This window comes from Paraburkholderia sp., from assembly GCF_050742655.1.
Classification (GTDB): Bacteria; Pseudomonadota; Gammaproteobacteria; order Burkholderiales; family Burkholderiaceae; genus Paraburkholderia.
In genome coordinates, this window is record NZ_JBOIGG010000029.1 from 1 (window position 1) to 17536 (window position 17536).

A 17536-nucleotide genomic window follows, 5' to 3' on the forward strand; every position below is an offset into this window, starting at 1 on the left:
TGCGAGCCACGTCGGATACCAGAACGAGCGGACCTCGCGTTTGGCCTGATAGCGCGAACCCGCGCCGCCATCGAATCCGTCGTACGACGGGGCCTGCAAAAACAGCGTTTTCATGAATGCTCCTGCACATCTCCGCATGCGTGTCCTGCGCGATCCGCGTGGCACCTGAACGGCTGATGCGCGGGCTGCGGGCAATGACGCGAATGGTACGGAGGGAAGCTGAAAGGAATCTTGACTTCTCGAGGATAACCCGGACAAGGATAACCCGGCCGCGAACAACACGTCACGACCATTACCGCCAGATTACCGGATTGTAATCACGTGCCGGATCGTGCGCCGGTATGATTCCACAATGAGTCTGGCGTGGAGCCTAACGATGCGAATCCTGATCGTCGAGGATGAAGTGAAGACCGGTGCGTACCTCAAGAAAGGTCTCGAGGAGTCCGGCTACGCGGTCGATGTCGCGAACGACGGCCCCCAGGGGCTGATCCTCGCGCAGGAGGAGGAGTACGACGTGATCGTGCTCGACGTGATGTTGCCCGGCATGGACGGCTGGGGCGTCGTCAAGACGCTGCGCACCACCCGCACGACGCCGGTGCTCTTCCTCACGGCACGCGACGACGTCAGCGATCGCGTACGCGGCCTCGAACTCGGCGCGGACGACTACCTCGTCAAACCTTTCGCGTTCGTCGAGCTGCTTGCGCGGGTGCGCACGCTCGCGCGTCGCGGGCCGTTGCGCGAGAGCGAACTGATCAAGGTCGGCGACCTCGAAATCGACGTCAACCGGCGGCGCGTGAAGCGCGGCACCACGCGCATCGATCTCACGCCGCGCGAATTCTCGCTGCTGCAACTGCTCGCGCGCCGCCACGGTGAAGTGTTGAGCCGCACGCAGATCGCCTCGTACGTGTGGGACATGAACTTCGACAGCGACACCAACGTGGTCGAAGTCGCAATCCGCCGGCTGCGCACGAAGATCGACGACGACTTCCCGGTCAAGCTGATTCACACCGTGCGCGGCGTGGGCTACGTGCTCGACGTGAAGGACGCCGCCTGATGCACCGCCGTTCGCTGACAGCGACGCTCTCACTCGCGTTCGGCGGTACCACGCTCGCGGTATTCGCGCTGGTCGGCAGCTTCGTGTATGTCGCGCTGGATCATCAGATCAAGGCCCAGGACGACCTCGACATCGTGCTCGCCGCGCGCCACGCGCGGCGGCTCGCGGAAGAACTCGACACATTGCGCGGCGTGCGCGAGCACGGCGACCGACTGATGAGCACGGTGCTCGGCAACGAGGCGATGTCGATGGAGGTCGTCGACCAGCAGGGCAACGTGCTGATCTCGCACAATCTCGCGAACGCGCCGGCTGATTCGACCGCTTCGGACGCATCGGCGGCGCTCGGCGAGCCGCTGCCGCACGTCGTGCCGGTGCCGTCCGCCGCCCGCATCACCGACGCGTCGATCGCCGATTGGCGCGACCGCGCCGGTGCGCCGATCCGCGGCATCGTGGCCGAAGCGAAGCTGCACAACGGCGACGTCGCGAACCTGCTGATCGCGCGCAACATGACCGACCGCTGGGAGCTGCTCGACCGCTATCGCGACCAGCTGCATACGGCGGGTGCCGCCGGCGTCGCGCTCGCGCTCCTGCTCGGCTATCTGCTGATCCGCGCGGCGCTGCGGCCAGTGCGCGACATCGCGACGAGTGCGGGCAGCGTCACCGTCGACCGCCTGCACACACGCATCTCGGTCGAACGCGTGCCGCGCGAACTCGAAACGCTGGTCGCGTCGCTCAACGCGATGCTGGAGCGCATGGACTACGGTTTCCAGCGTCAGTCGCGCTTCACTGCGGACCTCGCGCACGATATGCGCACGCCGCTCGGCAACCTGCGCGGCGCGACCGAAGTCGCGCTCGCGCGGCCGCGCTCCCGCGAGGAATACGAAGCGCTGCTCGCGTCGAACCTCGAGGAATGCGACCGGCTGTCACGGATGATCGAGAGCGTGCTGTTTCTCGCGCGCGCCGAGCATCCGCAGTTCGTCAAGCACATGCGCAGCTTCGACGCGGCGCAGGAACTCACGCGCGTCGCCGAATACTTCGAGGGCGTCGCCGACGAAGCGAACGTGACGGTCGGCGTCACCGGCCACGCGACGCTGACCGCCGACCTCGAACTGTTCCGCCGCGCGGTCAGCAACCTGCTCGCGAACGCGATCCGCTATACGCCGCCGCGCGGCCGCATCACGCTCGATGCGCACGCGGACGAGCAGGATGTGCAGATCGTCGTCGCGAACGATGGCGAGCCGATCGCACCCGAACACATCGAACGGATCTTCGACCGCTTCTATCGCGTCGATCCGTCGCGCAGCTCGCTGCGCCCATCGGGTGCTGCGAGCGAAGCGACCGGTTCGACCGGCCTCGGCCTCGCGATCGTGCGGACCATCATGGAACTGCACAACGGCTCGGTACGCGCCATGAGCGACGCGTCCGGCACCCGCTTCATCCTGACTTTCCCGCGCGGCTGACCGTCTGAGCGACGGGTGTGACCTTCTGGTCGCCGGGAGCAACCTTTTGCTCGCCGGGCATGACCTTTTGCTCGCCGGGCGTGACCTTTTGCTCGCCGGGCGCGTCCCATGGACCGCCCAGCGCCTTCAGCAACGCCACGCTCGCGGCGAAGCGACGCGCGTCGATCTGCTCGTCATTGCGCTCGTTCGTGAGCGCGATGGTCTGTGCGGTAACGACGTCGAGGTAGCTGACGGCACCCGCCTGGTAGCGGTTCGTCGTGAGGCGCAGCGAAAGATCCGCCGCGGCGGTCGCGCGATGCTGACTGACCGCTTCGTCCGCGAGCGTGTGCAGCGCGGACAGGTTGTCCTCCACCTGCTGGAACGCGACCAGCACCGACTGCCGGTAGTCCGCCACGGCCCCGTCGTATTGCGCGGTCGCGCCGTGCAGCGTCGCTTCGCGCCGGCCGCCATCGAACAGCGTGCCGGCCAGTTGCGGCCCGAGCGACCAGAACAGACTCGGCGCCGTGAGCCACGGGCCGAAGAACGTGCTCTCCAGTCCGGCGCTCGCCGATAGCAGCAGGTCCGGAAAAAACGCGGCATGCGCCTCGCCGATCTGCGCGTTGGCCGCGGCCACGCGCCGTTCGGCCGCGGCGACGTCGGGTCGCCGTTCGAGCAGTTGCGAAGGCAGGCCCGCGGGAATCGTGGGAATTGTGGGAATCGTGGGAATCGTGGGAATCGTGGGAATCGTGGGAATCGTGGGAATCGTGGGAATCGTGGGAATCGTGGGAATTGCGGGAATCGTGGGAATTGCGGGCAGCGCCGAAGGCGCCGACGACGCAGCGAGCGGCGGCAGCGAAAACGTCGACGCCGGTTCGCCGACGAGCGTCGCGATCGCGTGCTGCAACTGGTCGCGCGATACGTCGATGTCACTGTCCTGGGTGCGCGTGGATTCGAGTTGCGTGGTGGCCTGAGCGACGGCCGATGCGTCGATCGCGCCGTCGCGCAGCTGTTGCTGCAACAGTTTCAGCGCCGCTGCATCCGCGGTGACGGTGCGGTCGAGCAGCTGCTTTTGCGTGTCGAGCGAACGCAGCGCGAAGTAGTCGAGTGCGAGGTCCGCGCTGACCGACAGGCGCACCGCTTCGAGATCGGCGGCGCTCGCCTGCGCATTCGCGCGCGCGGCTTCGGTCGCATCGCGCACGCGACCGAACAGATCCGGCTCCCAGCTCGCGGTCAGCCCCACCGAGTAGTCGGGCACGGTCTGGCCCGCGAGCGAGTGGCCCTCCACGTTCTGCGACGTGCGGAAGCGGTCCGCCGCGAGACCCGCGGTGACGGTCGGGAAAAAACCCGCGCGCTGATAGTCCACCATCGAACGCGCCTGCTGCAACTGCGCGACTGCATTGCCGACGGTCTGATTCGAAATGTCGACGCGCGCTTCGAGGCGGTTCAGGTCCGGGTCGCCGAAGACCGTCCACCACGCGCCGCGCGGCATACCGTCCGCCGGCGTCGATGGCACCCAGCCGGCCGCGGCTGCGAGCGGCGCGCCCGCGTAATGCGCCGGCACGTCGACCGATGGCACACGGTAAGGCGGCAGCGTCGAACAGGCCGACAGCATGGCAATCGACAGCAGGGCCGCCACGAGCGGTTTCGTGCGCAATACGTGCAACACATGCGGTACATGCGGTTCGCGCGAACCGGAGAGCGTTGGGTGGGTCATCAGCTGTGCGCTCCCGCTACGATGCTGACCAGCTGGCCCGCGTTCAGCGAATCGCCGGGATTGTCGATCACGCGATCGGTGGGTACCAGGCCCGTCGTGATTTCGACACGCGTGCCGAAGTCGCGGCCGATATGCACGGTTTTCAGCGCGGTGCGGCCGCTCGCATCGACGACCGCGACCATCGTGCCGGCGGGACGGAACATCAGCGTGCTGACCGGCACGTCGAGCGCCGCCGACGTCGCGCGCAACTGCAGATGCACCTGCACGTACGCACCGGGCATCAACGCGCTGTCGGGGTTGTCCACGTCGACCTCGACGCGCAGCGTACGGCTCACCGGATCGATCGCGCCGGTCGTGCGCGCGACCCGTCCGACGATCTGCCGGCCGGGATACTGCGGCGCCGTCAGGTACACGCCGGTCGACGTCGTCACGTACGGCGCGTCGTCCTGCGGCACGTCGACGAACACACGCAGCGTGCCGGTCTGCTCGACGTGGAACAGCTCGCCGGACATCCCCGCCGCACCGGGCGTGCCGCCTGCGGTCACGAGCGCGCCGACGTCGACGTTGCGCGCGGTGACGATGCCATCGAACGGCGCGACGATCTTTTCATACGACACCAGCTCGCCGAGATGCGCGGCATTCGCACGCGCGGATGCCAGCATCGCGTCGCGCGCCTCCATGTCGTTCATCTTCGTGTCCGCGTCCTGCTGCGCGACCGACTGCGTTTTCAGCATGTCCTGCCAGCGCTGCGAGGTCGCCTTCGCGTAGTCGAAGTTCGCCTGGGCGGTCGCCTCGTCGGCGCGCGCCTGGCGATACTGCGCATCGAGGTCCGGCGCATCGATCACGGCAAGCGTCTCGCCGGCCTTCACGTGCGTGCCGATGTCGGCGGTCCAGTGCGCGAGATAGCCGCTCGTGCGCGCGTAGATCGACGCCTCCGCGAACGGCGTCACCGCGCCGGGCAGCAGCAGATCCTGCACGGCGGGCGCCGGCTGCGGCGCGATCACCGACACGCTGAGCGCAGTTTGCGCGGCAGTCTGCTGCGTGAGTGCGGCACTCGCATGCAGGCGCGGCACGATGCCGGCCGCGAGCAACGCGAGCGCGATCGCCGCGACGGCGAACGGCATCGTCTTGCGGCGCGGCTTGCCGCTCGCGGCGGAATCCGGCGGAGGAGATGAATCGGTCATGAGCAGTTTCTCGTCGAAGTCGGAATGGGAATCAGGGAGCGGAAACAGCGTCGTCGGCGTCGGCATGGGTGCGATCGCCACGTGCGGCGCGTGCGGCACGGCGGCGGTCGAGCGCCGCATGCGCGATCCCGTAGACGACCGGCACGAACAGCAGCGTCGAGATCGTGCCGAACGCGAGGCCGCCGATCACCGCGCGGCCGAGCGGCGCGTTCTGTTCGCCGCCGTCGCCGAGGCCGAGCGCCATCGGCAGCATGCCGATCAGCATCGCGAGCGCGGTCATCACGACCGGGCGGAAGCGGGTGAAGCCCGCATCGAGCGCGGCCCGCAGCGGCGGCACGCCGCCGCCATGCAGTTCGCGCGCTGCGTTGATCACCAGAATGCTGTTCGCGGTCGCGATGCCGATGCAAAGGATCGTGCCCGTCAGCGCCGGCACGCTCAGCCGCGTATCGGTCGCGAACAGCATCCAAGCGATGCCCGCGAGCGAGCCCGGCAAACCGCTGACGATGATCAGCGGATCGAGCCACGACTGGAAGTTGACGACCATCAGCAGGTACACCAGCGCGATCGCGAACACGAGACCGCCCGCGAGCCCGGAGAACGAATCGTGCATCGCCTGCACCTGGCCGCGCACGACGATCGACGCGCCCGGCGGCAATTGCGTGCGCGCCTGGTCGACGAGCTTCGTCACGTCCGCGGCGACGCCGCCGAGGTCGCGGCCCTGCACCGACGCGAAGATGTCGAGTACGGGCTGGACGTTGTAGTGCGACACCACCGCTTGCTGCGTGCCGCGCGACAGCGTGCCGAGCGCGCCGAGCAGGTTCTGCGGCTGCGGACCCAATCCCGCATTCGTCGGCGTGCCGCTCGCGGTCGCCGCGACTGGCACGTTCGCGAGCGCCTGCAGCGAGCCGACGTCGTATTGCGGCACCATCGTCATCAACGGATAGCTGACGCCGTTGTGCGGATCCATCCAGAAGTTCGGCGACGTCTGCGAACTGCCGGACAGCGCGATCAGCAGGTTCTGCGACACGTCGCGCTGCTGCAGACCGGCCTCTATCGCGCGCGTGCGGTCGACGTTCACGTTGATCGCCGGCTCGTCGCCGGGCTGCTGGATGCGCGCATCGACGAGCCCGCGCACGCCGCGCAGTTTCGCGAGCAGGCGGTCCGCGACGACGCGGTTCGCGTCGAGCTTGTTGCCGACGATCTGGACGTCGATCGGCGCGGGCAGGCCGAAATTCAGGATCTGGCTCACGATGTCGGCGGGCAGGAATGCGAACGTCACGCCCGGGAATGCGCGCGTCAGATCGTTGCGCAACGCGGCCACGTACTGCGCGGTCGGCCGGTGCCCTGCGGTGAGCGTGACCATCACGTCCGCGTCTTCGGTGCCGATCGGGTCCGACGAATCGTAGGTCAGGTTGATGCCGCTGACCGGCACGCCGATGTTGTCGAGGATCGTGGTGAGCTGCTGCGGCGGAATCACCTGGCGGATGCGCGCTTCGACCTGATCCGTGATGCGCGCGGTTTCCTCGATCCGCGTGCCGGTCGGCGCGCGCAGATGCAGCCGGATCTCGCCGGTGTCGACTGCGGGAAAGAAGTCGCGGCCCGCGAACGCGAGCAGCGATGCCGACGCAATGCAGACGATCAGGAAGCTCGCGATGAAACGGCCCGGCCGGTCGATCGCGCGCGAGAGCACGCCGCGATAGCCGTCACGCAAATGTTCGAAGCGTCGCTCGAACGCGGCCTGGAAACGCACGAGGCGTGCGAGCGGGCCCGTGCCCGTCGCGGGCTCCGCGCGGCGCGCGCGCATCAGATACATCGCGAGTGTCGGCACCAGCGTGCGCGAGAAGAAATACGACGCGCACATCGCGAACACCACTGCTTCCGCGAGCGGCACGAACAGATAGCGCGCGACGCCGGACAGCATGAACATCGGCACGAACACGATGCAGATCGACAGCGTCGACACGAATGTCGGCACCGCGATCTCACCCGAGCCGTTCAGGATCGCGTCGTGCAGCGGCTCGCCGTTCTCGAGGTGATGCGTGATGTTCTCGATTGCGACGGTCGCGTCGTCGACCAGAATACCGACGGCGAGCGCAAGCCCGCCGAGCGTCATGATGTTGATGGTCTGCCCGAGCACCGACAGCGCGATCAACGACGTCAGCACCGCGAGCGGGATCGACACCGCGATGATCAGCGTCGCGCGCCAGCTGCCGAGAAACAGCAGGATCATCACCGCGGTCAGGCACGCGGCGATCACCGCTTCGCGCGCCACGCCGAGAATCGCCGACTTCACGAACACCGACTGATCCGACAGCGGCGTGATGTGCAGCGCACTCGGCAACCCGGCCGCGATGTGCGGCAACATCGCCTTCACCTGCTGGATGATCGTAAGCGTCGACGTGCTGCCGGATTTCTCGATGGTCAGCAACGCGCCGCGCTTGCCGTCGCTGCGCACGATGTTGGTCTGCGGCGCATAGCCGTCGCGCACATGCGCGACGTCCCGCACGTAGATCACGCTGCCGCCCACCGTCTTCACCGGCAGGTTGTTCAGCGCCGCAACGGTATCGGTGCTGCCGTTCATCTGCACGTTGTATTCGCGCGTGCCGATCTTTGCGGTACCGCCCGGCAGGATCAGGTTCTGCGCATTGACGGCGTTGACGACGTCGATCGGCGCGAGCCCTTTGGCCTGCAGCGCGCGCGGGTCGATATCGACCATGATCTGGCGCACCTTGCCGCCGAACGGCAACGGCACCGATGCACCTTGCACCGTCGCGAGCTGCGTGCGGATGAAGCTGTTGCCGAGGTCGTACAGTTGCTGCTCGGACAGCGTCGGACTCGACAGACCGAGCTGCAGGATCGGCACCGTCGACGCGTTGTACGTGATGATGTTCGGCGGCAGCGTGCCCGGCGGCAGGATGCGCAGGATCGATGCCGAGTTCGATGCGGCTTCCGCGATCGCGCGATTGATGTCCGCGCCCTGATGGAAAAATATCTTGACGACCGATACGCCGTTCAGCGACTGCGACTCGATGTGTTCGATGTCGTCGACATCGGACGTGAGCGCGCGCTCGTAGCTCGACGTGATGCGGTTCGCCATGTCCTGCGCGGAGAAGCCGTTAAACGACCAGACGATGCTGACCACCGGGATATCGATGTTCGGAAAGATGTCGGTGGGCGTGCGCATGATCGACAGCGGCCCGACGATCAGGATCAGCACGGCGAGCACGATGAACGTATACGGGCGCCGCAGGGCGAGCCTGACAATCCACATGACGTGTTCCTGGGAAAAAGGGGAAATCGGAAGGCGCGGCGCGATGCGGGCGAGAGCGTGCGCGGCACGGACTTGGTGAGACGGGATTGTGCGGAACGGGGGCTTACCGGCCTACGTCGCGTGCATTACAAGCCCGTTATCTGCGTCGCGCGGCGAGGCGCACGCGCAATGCGCACGGCGATCGTGCGCAGATAACAGAACCGTAATCGAGGGGTCAGCCCGGGGAAAGGCCGGCTGACGACAATGGGTCATGTGGTGTGGTTCACGCCACTTTTATTTCCGACTCATTGGAGAGACATCATGAAACTGCTTGCCGCTTTTGCGCTGACCGCGCTCAGCCTGACCTTCGGTGCCGAAGCTTTCGCCCAGACCCCGGCGCCCCTCACCCGCGCCGAAGTGCGCGCCCAGCTGGTCCAGGCCGAAGCCCAGGGCCTCCTGCCCGTCCGCAAGAACGACTACCCGCCTTCAGCCACGACGATCGCGCGCAACCGCGAAGTCTATGCGCTCGAGCATGGGCAGAACGGGGACACCACGATGCAGACGTACGGCGCGCCGGCTGCGCAGCCGGGCAGCGCATCGGACTGACGATGCGCACCGGCTCGTCGTACGGCGCGGCGCACGGGCCATGCCCGGCGCGCGCCGCCTGCCGGACACGCGGATCGCATGACGCCGTGCATCGCACTGCGCGCGGCAAGCAACGCCGTTACACAGGCTCGCGGCACACCGCGAGCCTTTCCGGTCGAAGCCGCGTCAGAACACGTGGCGCATCGCAACGCGCGCGATGAACTGGTTGGCCGTCGTGGACGGCGCATCGGCGCCGGTAATAAACGCCGTATTGAGCGGTGCCGCGACCGCGCTGCCGCCGGCCACGTGCTGATACATGCCCTGCACGTACACATCGGTGCGCGGCGACAGGTTGTAGTCCGCCATCAGGCCGATCTGATGCCATTTCGGTTTCGTGTTGCCGGCCGCGCTGTCGAAATGACCCAGCGTGTAGGTGTACATCGCGCCGACGAACGCGTTCCTCAGGAACTGGTACTTCGCGTTCACTTCGAAGTTGTCGAACTTGAGACTGCTCGCCGGGTTCGAGAAATTACCCACGTACACCGAGCCCGTCGCGTCGTTCAGCGACGTGTGGCTATAGACGAAGCCGAGAATCGCCGGGCCGACCGTATAGTTGATGCCTGCACCCCATACCTGCTCGCGGCCCGCGAAGAAGTCGGTATCGTTCGTCGCGAGCGAGCCGCCTGCTGTTGCGCCCGCGTTGTTGATCTGCATGTACGCGGCCGCGATCGACACCGGGCCGCCGACATACTGCGCGCCGAGGCTGTACGAACGGTTGTTCGCGAAGCCGCCCGCCTGGTTACTGAAACCGTACAGGCCGCCGAACGAGAATCCGCCGTACGTGTTGCTCGCGTACTTGATGCTGTTGTTGAGCCGGAATGAGTTGTCGGTGTTGTCGTTGTCGTATGGGTGCGACAGCAGAAAGCCCGCCCAGTTGCCGTTGGCCGTGAGCGGCGCGAGATAGTCGACGACCGAGTCGTACTGGCGGCCCATCGTCAGCGTGCCGTACCGCGCGGAACTGATGCCGACATACGCCTGGCGCCCGAACATCCGGCCGCCCTGTCCCAGGCTGCCCGAATTCACGTTGAAGCCGTTTTCCAGCTGGAATACCGCCTTCAGGCCGCCGCCCAGATCCTCGGTACCCTTCAGCCCCCAGCGGCTTCCCTGCGCGAAGCCGCTTTGCATCTGGACCGCGGAATGGCCGCCGGTATTGTTCGTATAGTTCAGCCCTTCGTCGATCAGGCCATAGAGCGTCACGCTGCTTTGCGCGGAAGCCGCCAACGGGACCAGCGCGCAGCCGGCGGCCGTGCCGGCGATCAGGATTCGTTTCATCGGTGTAGTCGTCCTCAGTGTGGGAAACCCGGGCGGCCGGAACGGAAGGCCGGCAACCGGTGCTCGCACTGTATGACCTACAAAATGCCGTTCCGCAGCAATTCTGAATTGCCGGTCCGGTGTTGCGCGGCCCCCACTGGCGCGTGCCCGTTGGCCTCTGCGCGCGGGGGTTCGTCGCGATAGCGCGCGACGACGAAGTCCACGAAACTGCGCGCCGCGGCCGACATATTCGGCTGCCCCGAATACAGCACCCAGACAGTCCGCTCGGCGTCGCACAGCGACACGTCGGTCAGAAGCGGCAGCAGCCTGCCGTCACGCAGTTCGTCCTGAACCGTCGAGTGCGACAGCCGCGCGACGCCGAGCCCCGCCTCGACCGCGCGCTTGATCAAGAACGGGCTCTGCATGCTGAGCACCGGCTGGACGATCACGCGCTGCGTGCCGTGCGAGTCACGGAACGCCCAGTAGCGGCTCGGCGCGTCAGCCGCAAGCAGCACGTCGTGGCGCGACAGTTCCTCGGGCTTGCGCGGCGTGCCGCAACGCGACAGATACGCCGGGCTCGCGACGATCACGTCGCGCGTCTGCGCGAGTGGGCGGCACACCAGCGACGAATCGCGCAGACGCCGCTCGGTGCCGAAACACACGTCGAATTCGGGGACGGCGACGTCGGCCATGTTGTCGAACACGGTCAGCTCGAAGTTCGCGCGCGGTTCGTCGCGACGATAGGCGGCGAGCACGTCGGGCAGATCGGTCGCTGCGTAGCAGGATGAAGACGCGATCTTCAGCGGCCCGGTCGGCTGCGTCGTCGCCACCGACACACATTCGTCCATCAGTTCGAGTTGCCGGATCAGTTCGACGCAGCAGCGCCGGTATGTCTCGCCAGTCAGCGTCAGCGACACGCGGCGCGTGGTACGGTTGATCAGCCGCACACCCAGATGCTGCTCGAGCGTCGCGACGCTACGCGTCACCACCGACGCCGAGATACCGAGCTGCCTGGCCGCTTCCGCGAAGTTGAGGCACTCCGCCACGCGGGCGAAGATGCGAATCGACATGAGTTGGTTCATCGCTTGGTCCGCAGGCTTTCCGCGCGCCCGGCGCGAGCGAGCGGCCGGCCGCATGCGCGGGACGAACCAGCTTAGACGGACAGTCCTTACCCGATACCGTCGCGTTCATTACGATGTTGTTATCTTTGGCGACGGCCCGCGGGCGGTGCGTCGATGCGTTTGCGGCGGATCAGTCCAGCGGCGGAACGACGCCTTCGGACAGCGTCTTGAGCAGGCGTGCGCGGCGGCGTTCGAGGTCCGCGATCTGACGCTCGATCGAAGCGAGCCGCTTGCGCTGAGCCCCGGTGGTTTCGCTGCAGGCACTCGCGCCTTCGATCATCCGCATGCAGTCGGGAAACGCACGGATGTCGGCGAGACTGAAACCCGTCGCGATCATCCGCTGGATCTGCCTGACCTGCGTGACGGCCGCGCGTGGAAACACCCGGTAGCCGTTGCTCGCGCGCACCGACGCGAGCAACCCGTGTTCGTCGTAGTGGCGGATCGAACGCACGCTCGCGCCGGTCTCGCGTGCGAGTGCGCCGATGGTCAGCGGGTTGTGTGCGGAGGCCTGTTTCATGGAGAAAAAGGATAGCAGTATTTGCGATTTTTCCGCTTGACCCTCACATCAGCGTGAGGGTCGAGACTGGGGCATTCCGACAACCAGGAGTACTTGTCCATGCCTCTCCGACTGTTTCGTCACGCGCTATTCCGTGCCCTCTATCCGCTGGTCGCTTTCAGCGCGCTGCTTGCTGCGTCGCCCGCTGCGCTCGCGGATACAAAAACCTACACGGTCACGGCACCCGACGGCGTCGTGCTCGCCGTCCAGGAAGCGGGGAATCCGCAAGGCACGCCGATCGTGTTCATTCACGGACTGCTCGGCAGTCATCTAAACTGGGACGAGCAGGTGAAGAATCCGCGGCTTCAGCGCTATCGGCTCATCACGTACGACATGCGCGGCCACGGTCTTTCCGGCAAACCGACCGATGCCGATTCGTATCGCGACGGACGCCGCTGGGCAGACGATCTCGCCTCGGTCATCGAGACTTCGCATGCGCGCAAGCCGGTGCTGGTCGGATGGTCGCTGGGCGGTGTCGTGATATCGAACTACCTCGCGGCATATGGAGACGACGGCATTGCCGGCGCCGTGTATGTCGACGGCGTGATTGAACTGAAGCCGGAGCAGATCGTCGCGCATCCGGACGTGTATCGCGACATGACCTCGGCGGATCTGAAAACGCACCTCGACGGCGAACGCGCTTTTGTCGCCCTGTGCTTCCATCGCAAGCCCGATACGGCTACGTTCGAGCGGCTGCTCGCGAACGCGGCGATCGCGTCGTGGGACATGCAGCGTAACGTTCAATCGATGACGGTCGAGGCTGCCGCTGGTTTGAGCAAAGCGCGCGTGCCGGTCCTGCTGATCTACGGTGCGCGCAACGCGCTCGTGCAGGCCAGGCCCGCGATCGGACGGGCAATGCAGCTGAATCCGCGGATACGGAGCACGCTGTATGCGGAGTCAGGGCATGCACCGTTTATCGAGGAGCCGGTGCGCTTCGATCGGGATCTGGTTGCGTTTGTCGATGGGGCTTCGGTGGGGCGAGCGGAATAGTCGCAGCGAAGCTCGTATGACCGACGGCGAGGCGGCTCCCGGTTCGGAATCCGCTACTGGCCTTCGCAGAAGCGCACACGCGCCGCGACGTTCCCGATACGCTGAAACTGTCCGACCTCGACCCCAGGGAACTCCATGCGTACCGATGCAACAGGTAACCGTCGTGTCGGTACGCCGACTCCCGAGACGAACTCGCCCGCACCGGCGACACCACAACGAACGGCGGCGGCCTCACCCACCCCTGATTCATCGGCGTCGCACTTCGGAAAACTTCGCGATCTCGTCAGCCGAAAGAAACCTGTGCGCGACGAACCGCTCGATGTCGTCGCCGTCGGCAACGGCTTCGTCAGTCGCTTCACGGTGGGCCATATCGCGGATACACGCAAGGTCGCGCCGAAGGCATTGCGCGTCAATCAACAAAGCGCGGACGGCAACGTCAACATGGCGATCGTAGGGCCGTCGCTCGAAGACGTCGGGCGCGCGTATGGCCCGCGCGGTTATGCGTCGTGGGACGCGAAGCACCATCAGGTCAATCTGCAAGACTATCTGATGGAGTTCAACTGCGGCAAAAGACCGCCGATCGACGCAGAGCTCTACAAGATCACGCTCGACATCGAAGAACGCCGTCTGCGCGGCCAGCGGCCAGTCCGGTTCGCCAAACCCTACACGAACCCGGAAAACAACATCCGCTATACGCTCGATTCGGAGTACCGCAATCCGCACTCGCTGGAGAAATTCAACAGCGCACAGCGATTCCTCCATCCCAACAGTTATTCCGGCAAGAACGTGTCGCGCGAGACGTTTCGCCGCTATGTGATTCACACCGTCGAGAAAATTGTCGCCAGAAGCAAGCGGGTGAACGTGCGCGGTATCGAAGGCGAAGTCACGCGGATCGACTACGACGAGCAGAAACAGCTATTTACGTTGACGGTGAAGAAAGCCGGTTCCGATAAAACGGAGCAACTGACTGCCCGGCGAGTGGTCCTGGGGACGGGACAGGAGCGCGACTTCGTACCCGACGTACTGAAGGGTATCGTGCACGACGCGCGCTTTTATTCCGGCGACGACGTATATGACCGGCTGCTTTCGGAAGCGCACGCGAATCCTGCGCAGATGCAGAACCGCAGAGGGCTCCTGGTCGGCACGGGTCTCACGATGAACGATGTTGCAAAAAGCCTGCTACGACTGAAGGTCGGCAACTTCCACATCATCTCGCGCCATGTGCTCACGCACGAGCTGCCGCAGGACATGCCACCGCTCGAACAGTGCCTTGGCCGCGATTACGAGCCACTCCTCGAGAATCTGGACCGGATTCACGACAGACTGAATCCGGACCAGGTCCACCCTGCGTCCTTTAATGGACGGGGCGATATCGTCGATCGCTACGTCGGCAAGGTCAAGGAAACGTTCCTTTCTGCAAAATCGCTTGCCGACAGCTACGAACCGTCGAGCGACGAGCCGCTCATCATTCGCGGTCAGCCGTTCGACCGCAAGCTCGTGTGCCGCGCGTTGCTCGCACAGTATGCCGCGTACCGCTACGAAGGTCTGCGTGGCGGCCTCTTCCGCGAAAGGTATGGCGAAGAGACCGCGAACGAAATCGTCGAGCGGCTCTTCCGCGAGATCGATGAACCTTACTCTGCATGGATCACGACGTCGCATACCTCGAACACCGACGCCAACATCAAGGTCAATCGCTGGCTGCGCGAATCGGGCAAACTCGAAGCAACCTCGATCACCGGCGTGAAGAAGGTCGGCGAGCGTTTCGACGTCAGTTTCGCGAACGGCAAGACGGAGAGGTTCGACTACATCGCGAATTTCGCTGGACGTCGACAAGTACCGGTTTTCGATCCGAAAGAAAATGAAAACGATCAGCTGACGACGAGCCTCATTGAACAGGGCTTGATCCAGCCTCACCCGACGGGCATCGGCGCGAAAATGGATGAAACGGGACGCGCGGTTCCCGATCCACGGCGTTTGGGGAATGGTCCGACGCCGAACCTGTTCCTCGCTTCCGCATTGGCGAGGGGTGAACTGATGTTCCCGACGAATCCGGACCGCGACCCGCTCGGCCATGTCATTTCCCAGGCGGCGCCCGGTCTTGAGCCGTTGACGAAACAGATTGCGGATTCGATCGTGCTCGACATGACCGGCTGGAAACCGCACGCTGATCACGAACTGGACTTCGAGTACACCGAAGCTGGGGTCAATCCGGTGCCGCGCAGATAGAAGCGAGCGAGCTTCAGATAAACCGGCTTTGATCGTCGGCGGAGGGCAGGAAGCACTGCTCGCGGCGCCTGAAAATTCGATAGCGGTTCCGGGCCACGAATCGATAGGCGGCGTCGCGGATCGGCGCTGGTACGAGCCAACCGAGCCACAGCAACCGCCACGCGCCGCCGAGCTGATGGGCAATGCGCAGAATCGCGGCAGTATGCCGATACGATTGCTCGCCGTCGACGAGCAGAAGCGTCTCGAGGTTCTCGACGGAAAGTCCTGCCGCTTTGAGCAGCGCTTCGCCGGCGGGTGATTGCATCGACGCGAACCTGAAAACCTTGCGCCTGTCCCGCTTCAACAGGAACCGCACCCAGCTGCTGCACAACAGACATCTGGCATCAAACACAAGGATCATGTGCTTCCCCCTGGGGACCGACGTCGAGCGTTCCCCGATAGGCCACCATATGCCGCGTACCGGGCCACGTCGCGAGTACATCGAAGCGGAACGACCCATTATCGCCCTGTTCCACCGCGTGAATGCGCGGCACCAACGAACGCGGCACGGGAATACCCAGAAACGTGACCTTCCGCAGGTGCATCGCAAGCTGCACGCTACTCGCCTCCAGCGCAAACCAAAGACGAATCGGTCCGATCGCTTCGGTCAGGAAACCGCCACGCGCAGACAGACGGGAACGCATGGTTCGCGCAGGAAAGATGCGTGTCCATGATTCCTCGAGCGGGTTCGCATCCAGCTCGAACGCGAAGGTCTCGAGCTGCGACTCCGCCGGAAATCGCAGCGCCAGTGCAACCAGACGACCGACGGCGGTCGTCGCTCCCGTGACGGTGACCGTACCGCTCAAGCGAACGCGACCCTGCAGCGAATGAAACGCGCGCACCTCGAACGGCAGGTTCGCGAACTCGCTACCGAGTACCTGCCGATAGATCGGAGCGCCGGTGTTCAAAGCGTCTCCTCGGTCGTATAGATCGCAAGATCGCCGAATTGCGCCTCGAAGTCCTTAAGCGTCAGCAAGCCCACGCACGGCGTTGCCCCCGCTTCATGTAGATCGCCATTTTTCAGTTTGCGCACGAGTGCGGCTGCGGCGAGCGCCGGAACGTAAGGGCCGTCGCCGTCTTTCGCGACGAGCGTCCAGCGCTTCCCGAGCGGCTCGCCAGATAGGCCCTTGCCCACAACGTCGACATGCATCGCGCCTGCGTCGGTCCCGAGACGGATGACGGCCTCGCTGGCCCATTTCGCAAAAGACGCGAATGCGGTGAGATTCGGCAACAGACGAACCCGCCGCAACGCACTCACCGCCGCCAGACCGAGATGAAGCACGGGCAGTTCGAGACCGCCCCGGAACACGACGGACCGCACCGCAGGGTATCGATCGGCGTGAAGCGTGAGGTCGGGCACATCGCACAGTGCGAGCCATCGCGAGCCGACAGGTGCCGGGTACGCGTGGCGCACATGCTTGAACCAGCCCGCGGCACACTCCCAGCGCGCATTGTTCCAGATGCGGATCGGCTCGCCGCAGTAGCTGAGAATCGCCGCGACTGTCGCGGGCCCTCTGTCCGTGCGATTTCCCGGTGTGATGCCGATGTCGATGTCCGTCATTTCGGAAAACGCCGGTGCCAGGGTGTCGAGAACCGCGCTCGAGAACGCGGGGACCGAGCTGGCGCCGCTCGTGACCAGCAGGCCCGCCGCCTTCGCTTGCGCGTCGAGTGCGCCGATGCCCAGCACGAAGTCGCGTGCATCGGCGAGGTCGAGGTAGTGCGCACCCGCCTCGATGCACGCATGGGCGACGCGATAGTCCTGCCGTTGAAAAGGACCGTTCAGATTGACGACGATCGTCGCACCCGTTGCCGCAACCTGCGAAGACAATGTCGCCGAGGTGGAGTCGATCTGCGCCGATTCGAATTCGCAGCGAGCGCCCGCAAGCGAGAGCGCGTCGATGAGCTTGTCGGCTTGCGATCGATTGCGCCCGGCGATGACGACGCGAAGCTCCGCGTCGGGACTGAGCAATTTCGCCAGCCTTCCCCCGAAGAATCCGTAGCCGCCTATCAGTAGCACCGTGGTCTTGTGGTTTTTCATGGTCGAACAGCAGAGCGGTATGTTTGTCA

The 17536-nt window shown here is 65.3% G+C and carries 14 protein-coding genes; 5 read left to right on the top strand and 9 right to left on the bottom strand.

Going from position 1 to position 17536, the window contains the following annotated elements; genetic code table 11:
* The first annotated feature begins 376 nt into the window (after positions 1-376).
* Positions 377-1054, top strand: coding sequence for a heavy metal response regulator transcription factor (locus ACREXZ_RS28460; RefSeq protein ID WP_431767475.1), 678 nt, complete (start codon positions 377-379; stop codon positions 1052-1054).
* Entirely contained in the window at positions 1054-2514 is a 1461-nt protein-coding gene (locus ACREXZ_RS28465) for a heavy metal sensor histidine kinase (RefSeq protein ID WP_431767476.1), read from the top strand. The genes ACREXZ_RS28460 and ACREXZ_RS28465 overlap by 1 nt, the downstream gene beginning before the upstream one ends.
* Here the strand turns inward: ACREXZ_RS28465 and ACREXZ_RS28470 are convergent.
* The 3 genes from ACREXZ_RS28470 to ACREXZ_RS28480 all read right to left on the bottom strand — a co-directional run bounded on the left by ACREXZ_RS28470 (position 2489) and on the right by ACREXZ_RS28480 (position 8662).
* Entirely contained in the window at positions 2489-4105 is a 1617-nt protein-coding gene (locus ACREXZ_RS28470) for an efflux transporter outer membrane subunit (protein WP_431767504.1), read from the bottom strand. The two genes, ACREXZ_RS28465 and ACREXZ_RS28470, sit on opposite strands and share 26 nt — an antisense overlap.
* Positions 4106-4206: 101 nt before the next feature.
* Entirely contained in the window at positions 4207-5391 is a 1185-nt protein-coding gene (locus ACREXZ_RS28475) for an efflux RND transporter periplasmic adaptor subunit (protein WP_431767477.1), read from the bottom strand.
* Positions 5392-5422: 31 nt separating this feature from the next.
* Positions 5423-8662 (bottom strand): efflux RND transporter permease subunit, encoded by a 3240-nt coding sequence (locus ACREXZ_RS28480; RefSeq protein ID WP_431767478.1) that lies wholly within the window; start codon positions 8660-8662, stop codon positions 5423-5425.
* 300 nt (positions 8663-8962) lie between these two features.
* Here ACREXZ_RS28480 and ACREXZ_RS28485 point away from each other — a divergent pair, with 300 nt between their 5' ends.
* A complete protein-coding gene (locus ACREXZ_RS28485) occupies positions 8963-9247 on the top strand; it encodes a DUF4148 domain-containing protein (protein WP_431767479.1) in 285 nt (94 codons plus the stop codon).
* A gap of 165 nt (positions 9248-9412) precedes the next feature.
* Here the strand turns inward: ACREXZ_RS28485 and ACREXZ_RS28490 are convergent, their stop codons facing one another.
* The 3 genes from ACREXZ_RS28490 to ACREXZ_RS28500 form a co-directional block, all read right to left on the bottom strand.
* Entirely contained in the window at positions 9413-10558 is a 1146-nt protein-coding gene (locus ACREXZ_RS28490; RefSeq protein WP_431767480.1) for a porin, read from the bottom strand.
* A gap of 77 nt (positions 10559-10635) precedes the next feature.
* A complete protein-coding gene (locus ACREXZ_RS28495) occupies positions 10636-11619 on the bottom strand; it encodes a LysR family transcriptional regulator (RefSeq protein ID WP_431767481.1) in 984 nt (327 codons plus the stop codon).
* A gap of 169 nt (positions 11620-11788) precedes the next feature.
* Positions 11789-12175, bottom strand: a complete 387-nt coding sequence (locus tag ACREXZ_RS28500; protein WP_431767482.1) for a MerR family transcriptional regulator — start codon at positions 12173-12175, stop codon at positions 11789-11791.
* Positions 12176-12274: 99 nt separating this feature from the next.
* On the opposite strand from ACREXZ_RS28500, the gene ACREXZ_RS28505 reads away from it, so the two are divergent.
* On the top strand, positions 12275-13204 hold the full coding sequence (locus tag ACREXZ_RS28505) for an alpha/beta fold hydrolase (protein WP_431767483.1): 930 nt from the start codon (positions 12275-12277) through the stop codon (positions 13202-13204).
* Between the two features lie 300 nt (positions 13205-13504).
* Entirely contained in the window at positions 13505-15430 is a 1926-nt protein-coding gene (locus ACREXZ_RS28510) for an FAD/NAD(P)-binding protein (RefSeq protein ID WP_431767484.1), read from the top strand.
* A 13-nt stretch (positions 15431-15443) separates the two neighbouring features.
* Here the strand turns inward: ACREXZ_RS28510 and ACREXZ_RS28515 are convergent, their stop codons facing one another.
* Genes ACREXZ_RS28515 through ACREXZ_RS28525 form a run of 3 tightly spaced genes read right to left on the bottom strand, consistent with a single transcriptional unit; the run spans position 15444 to position 17507 of the window.
* Positions 15444-15830, bottom strand: coding sequence for a thiol-disulfide oxidoreductase DCC family protein (locus tag ACREXZ_RS28515; RefSeq protein WP_431767485.1), 387 nt, complete (start codon positions 15828-15830; stop codon positions 15444-15446).
* A complete protein-coding gene (locus tag ACREXZ_RS28520; protein WP_431767486.1) occupies positions 15814-16377 on the bottom strand; it encodes a DUF4166 domain-containing protein in 564 nt (187 codons plus the stop codon). The genes ACREXZ_RS28515 and ACREXZ_RS28520 overlap by 17 nt, the downstream gene beginning before the upstream one ends.
* Positions 16374-17507, bottom strand: coding sequence for a saccharopine dehydrogenase family protein (locus ACREXZ_RS28525; protein WP_431767487.1), 1134 nt, complete (start codon positions 17505-17507; stop codon positions 16374-16376). The genes ACREXZ_RS28520 and ACREXZ_RS28525 overlap by 4 nt, the downstream gene beginning before the upstream one ends.
* Between the last annotated feature and the right edge of the window lie 29 nt (positions 17508-17536).

Excerpts from the sequence above, each read along its gene's own strand:
- ACREXZ_RS28470 (WP_431767504.1), bottom strand. The coding sequence starts at position 4,105 with ATGCTGTCGGCCTGTTCGACGCTGCCGCCTTACCGTGTGCCATCGGTC.
- ACREXZ_RS28515 (WP_431767485.1), bottom strand. The coding sequence starts at position 15,830 with ATGATCCTTGTGTTTGATGCCAGATGTCTGTTGTGCAGCAGCTGGGTG.
- ACREXZ_RS28465 (WP_431767476.1), top strand. The coding sequence starts at position 1,054 with ATGCACCGCCGTTCGCTGACAGCGACGCTCTCACTCGCGTTCGGCGGT.
- ACREXZ_RS28460 (WP_431767475.1), top strand. The coding sequence starts at position 377 with ATGCGAATCCTGATCGTCGAGGATGAAGTGAAGACCGGTGCGTACCTC.
- ACREXZ_RS28485 (WP_431767479.1), top strand. The coding sequence starts at position 8,963 with ATGAAACTGCTTGCCGCTTTTGCGCTGACCGCGCTCAGCCTGACCTTC.
- ACREXZ_RS28480 (WP_431767478.1), bottom strand. The coding sequence starts at position 8,662 with ATGTGGATTGTCAGGCTCGCCCTGCGGCGCCCGTATACGTTCATCGTG.
- ACREXZ_RS28495 (WP_431767481.1), bottom strand. The coding sequence starts at position 11,619 with ATGAACCAACTCATGTCGATTCGCATCTTCGCCCGCGTGGCGGAGTGC.
- ACREXZ_RS28500 (WP_431767482.1), bottom strand. The coding sequence starts at position 12,175 with ATGAAACAGGCCTCCGCACACAACCCGCTGACCATCGGCGCACTCGCA.
- ACREXZ_RS28475 (WP_431767477.1), bottom strand. The coding sequence starts at position 5,391 with ATGACCGATTCATCTCCTCCGCCGGATTCCGCCGCGAGCGGCAAGCCG.
- ACREXZ_RS28505 (WP_431767483.1), top strand. The coding sequence starts at position 12,275 with ATGCCTCTCCGACTGTTTCGTCACGCGCTATTCCGTGCCCTCTATCCG.
- ACREXZ_RS28490 (WP_431767480.1), bottom strand. The coding sequence starts at position 10,558 with ATGAAACGAATCCTGATCGCCGGCACGGCCGCCGGCTGCGCGCTGGTC.
- ACREXZ_RS28525 (WP_431767487.1), bottom strand. The coding sequence starts at position 17,507 with ATGAAAAACCACAAGACCACGGTGCTACTGATAGGCGGCTACGGATTC.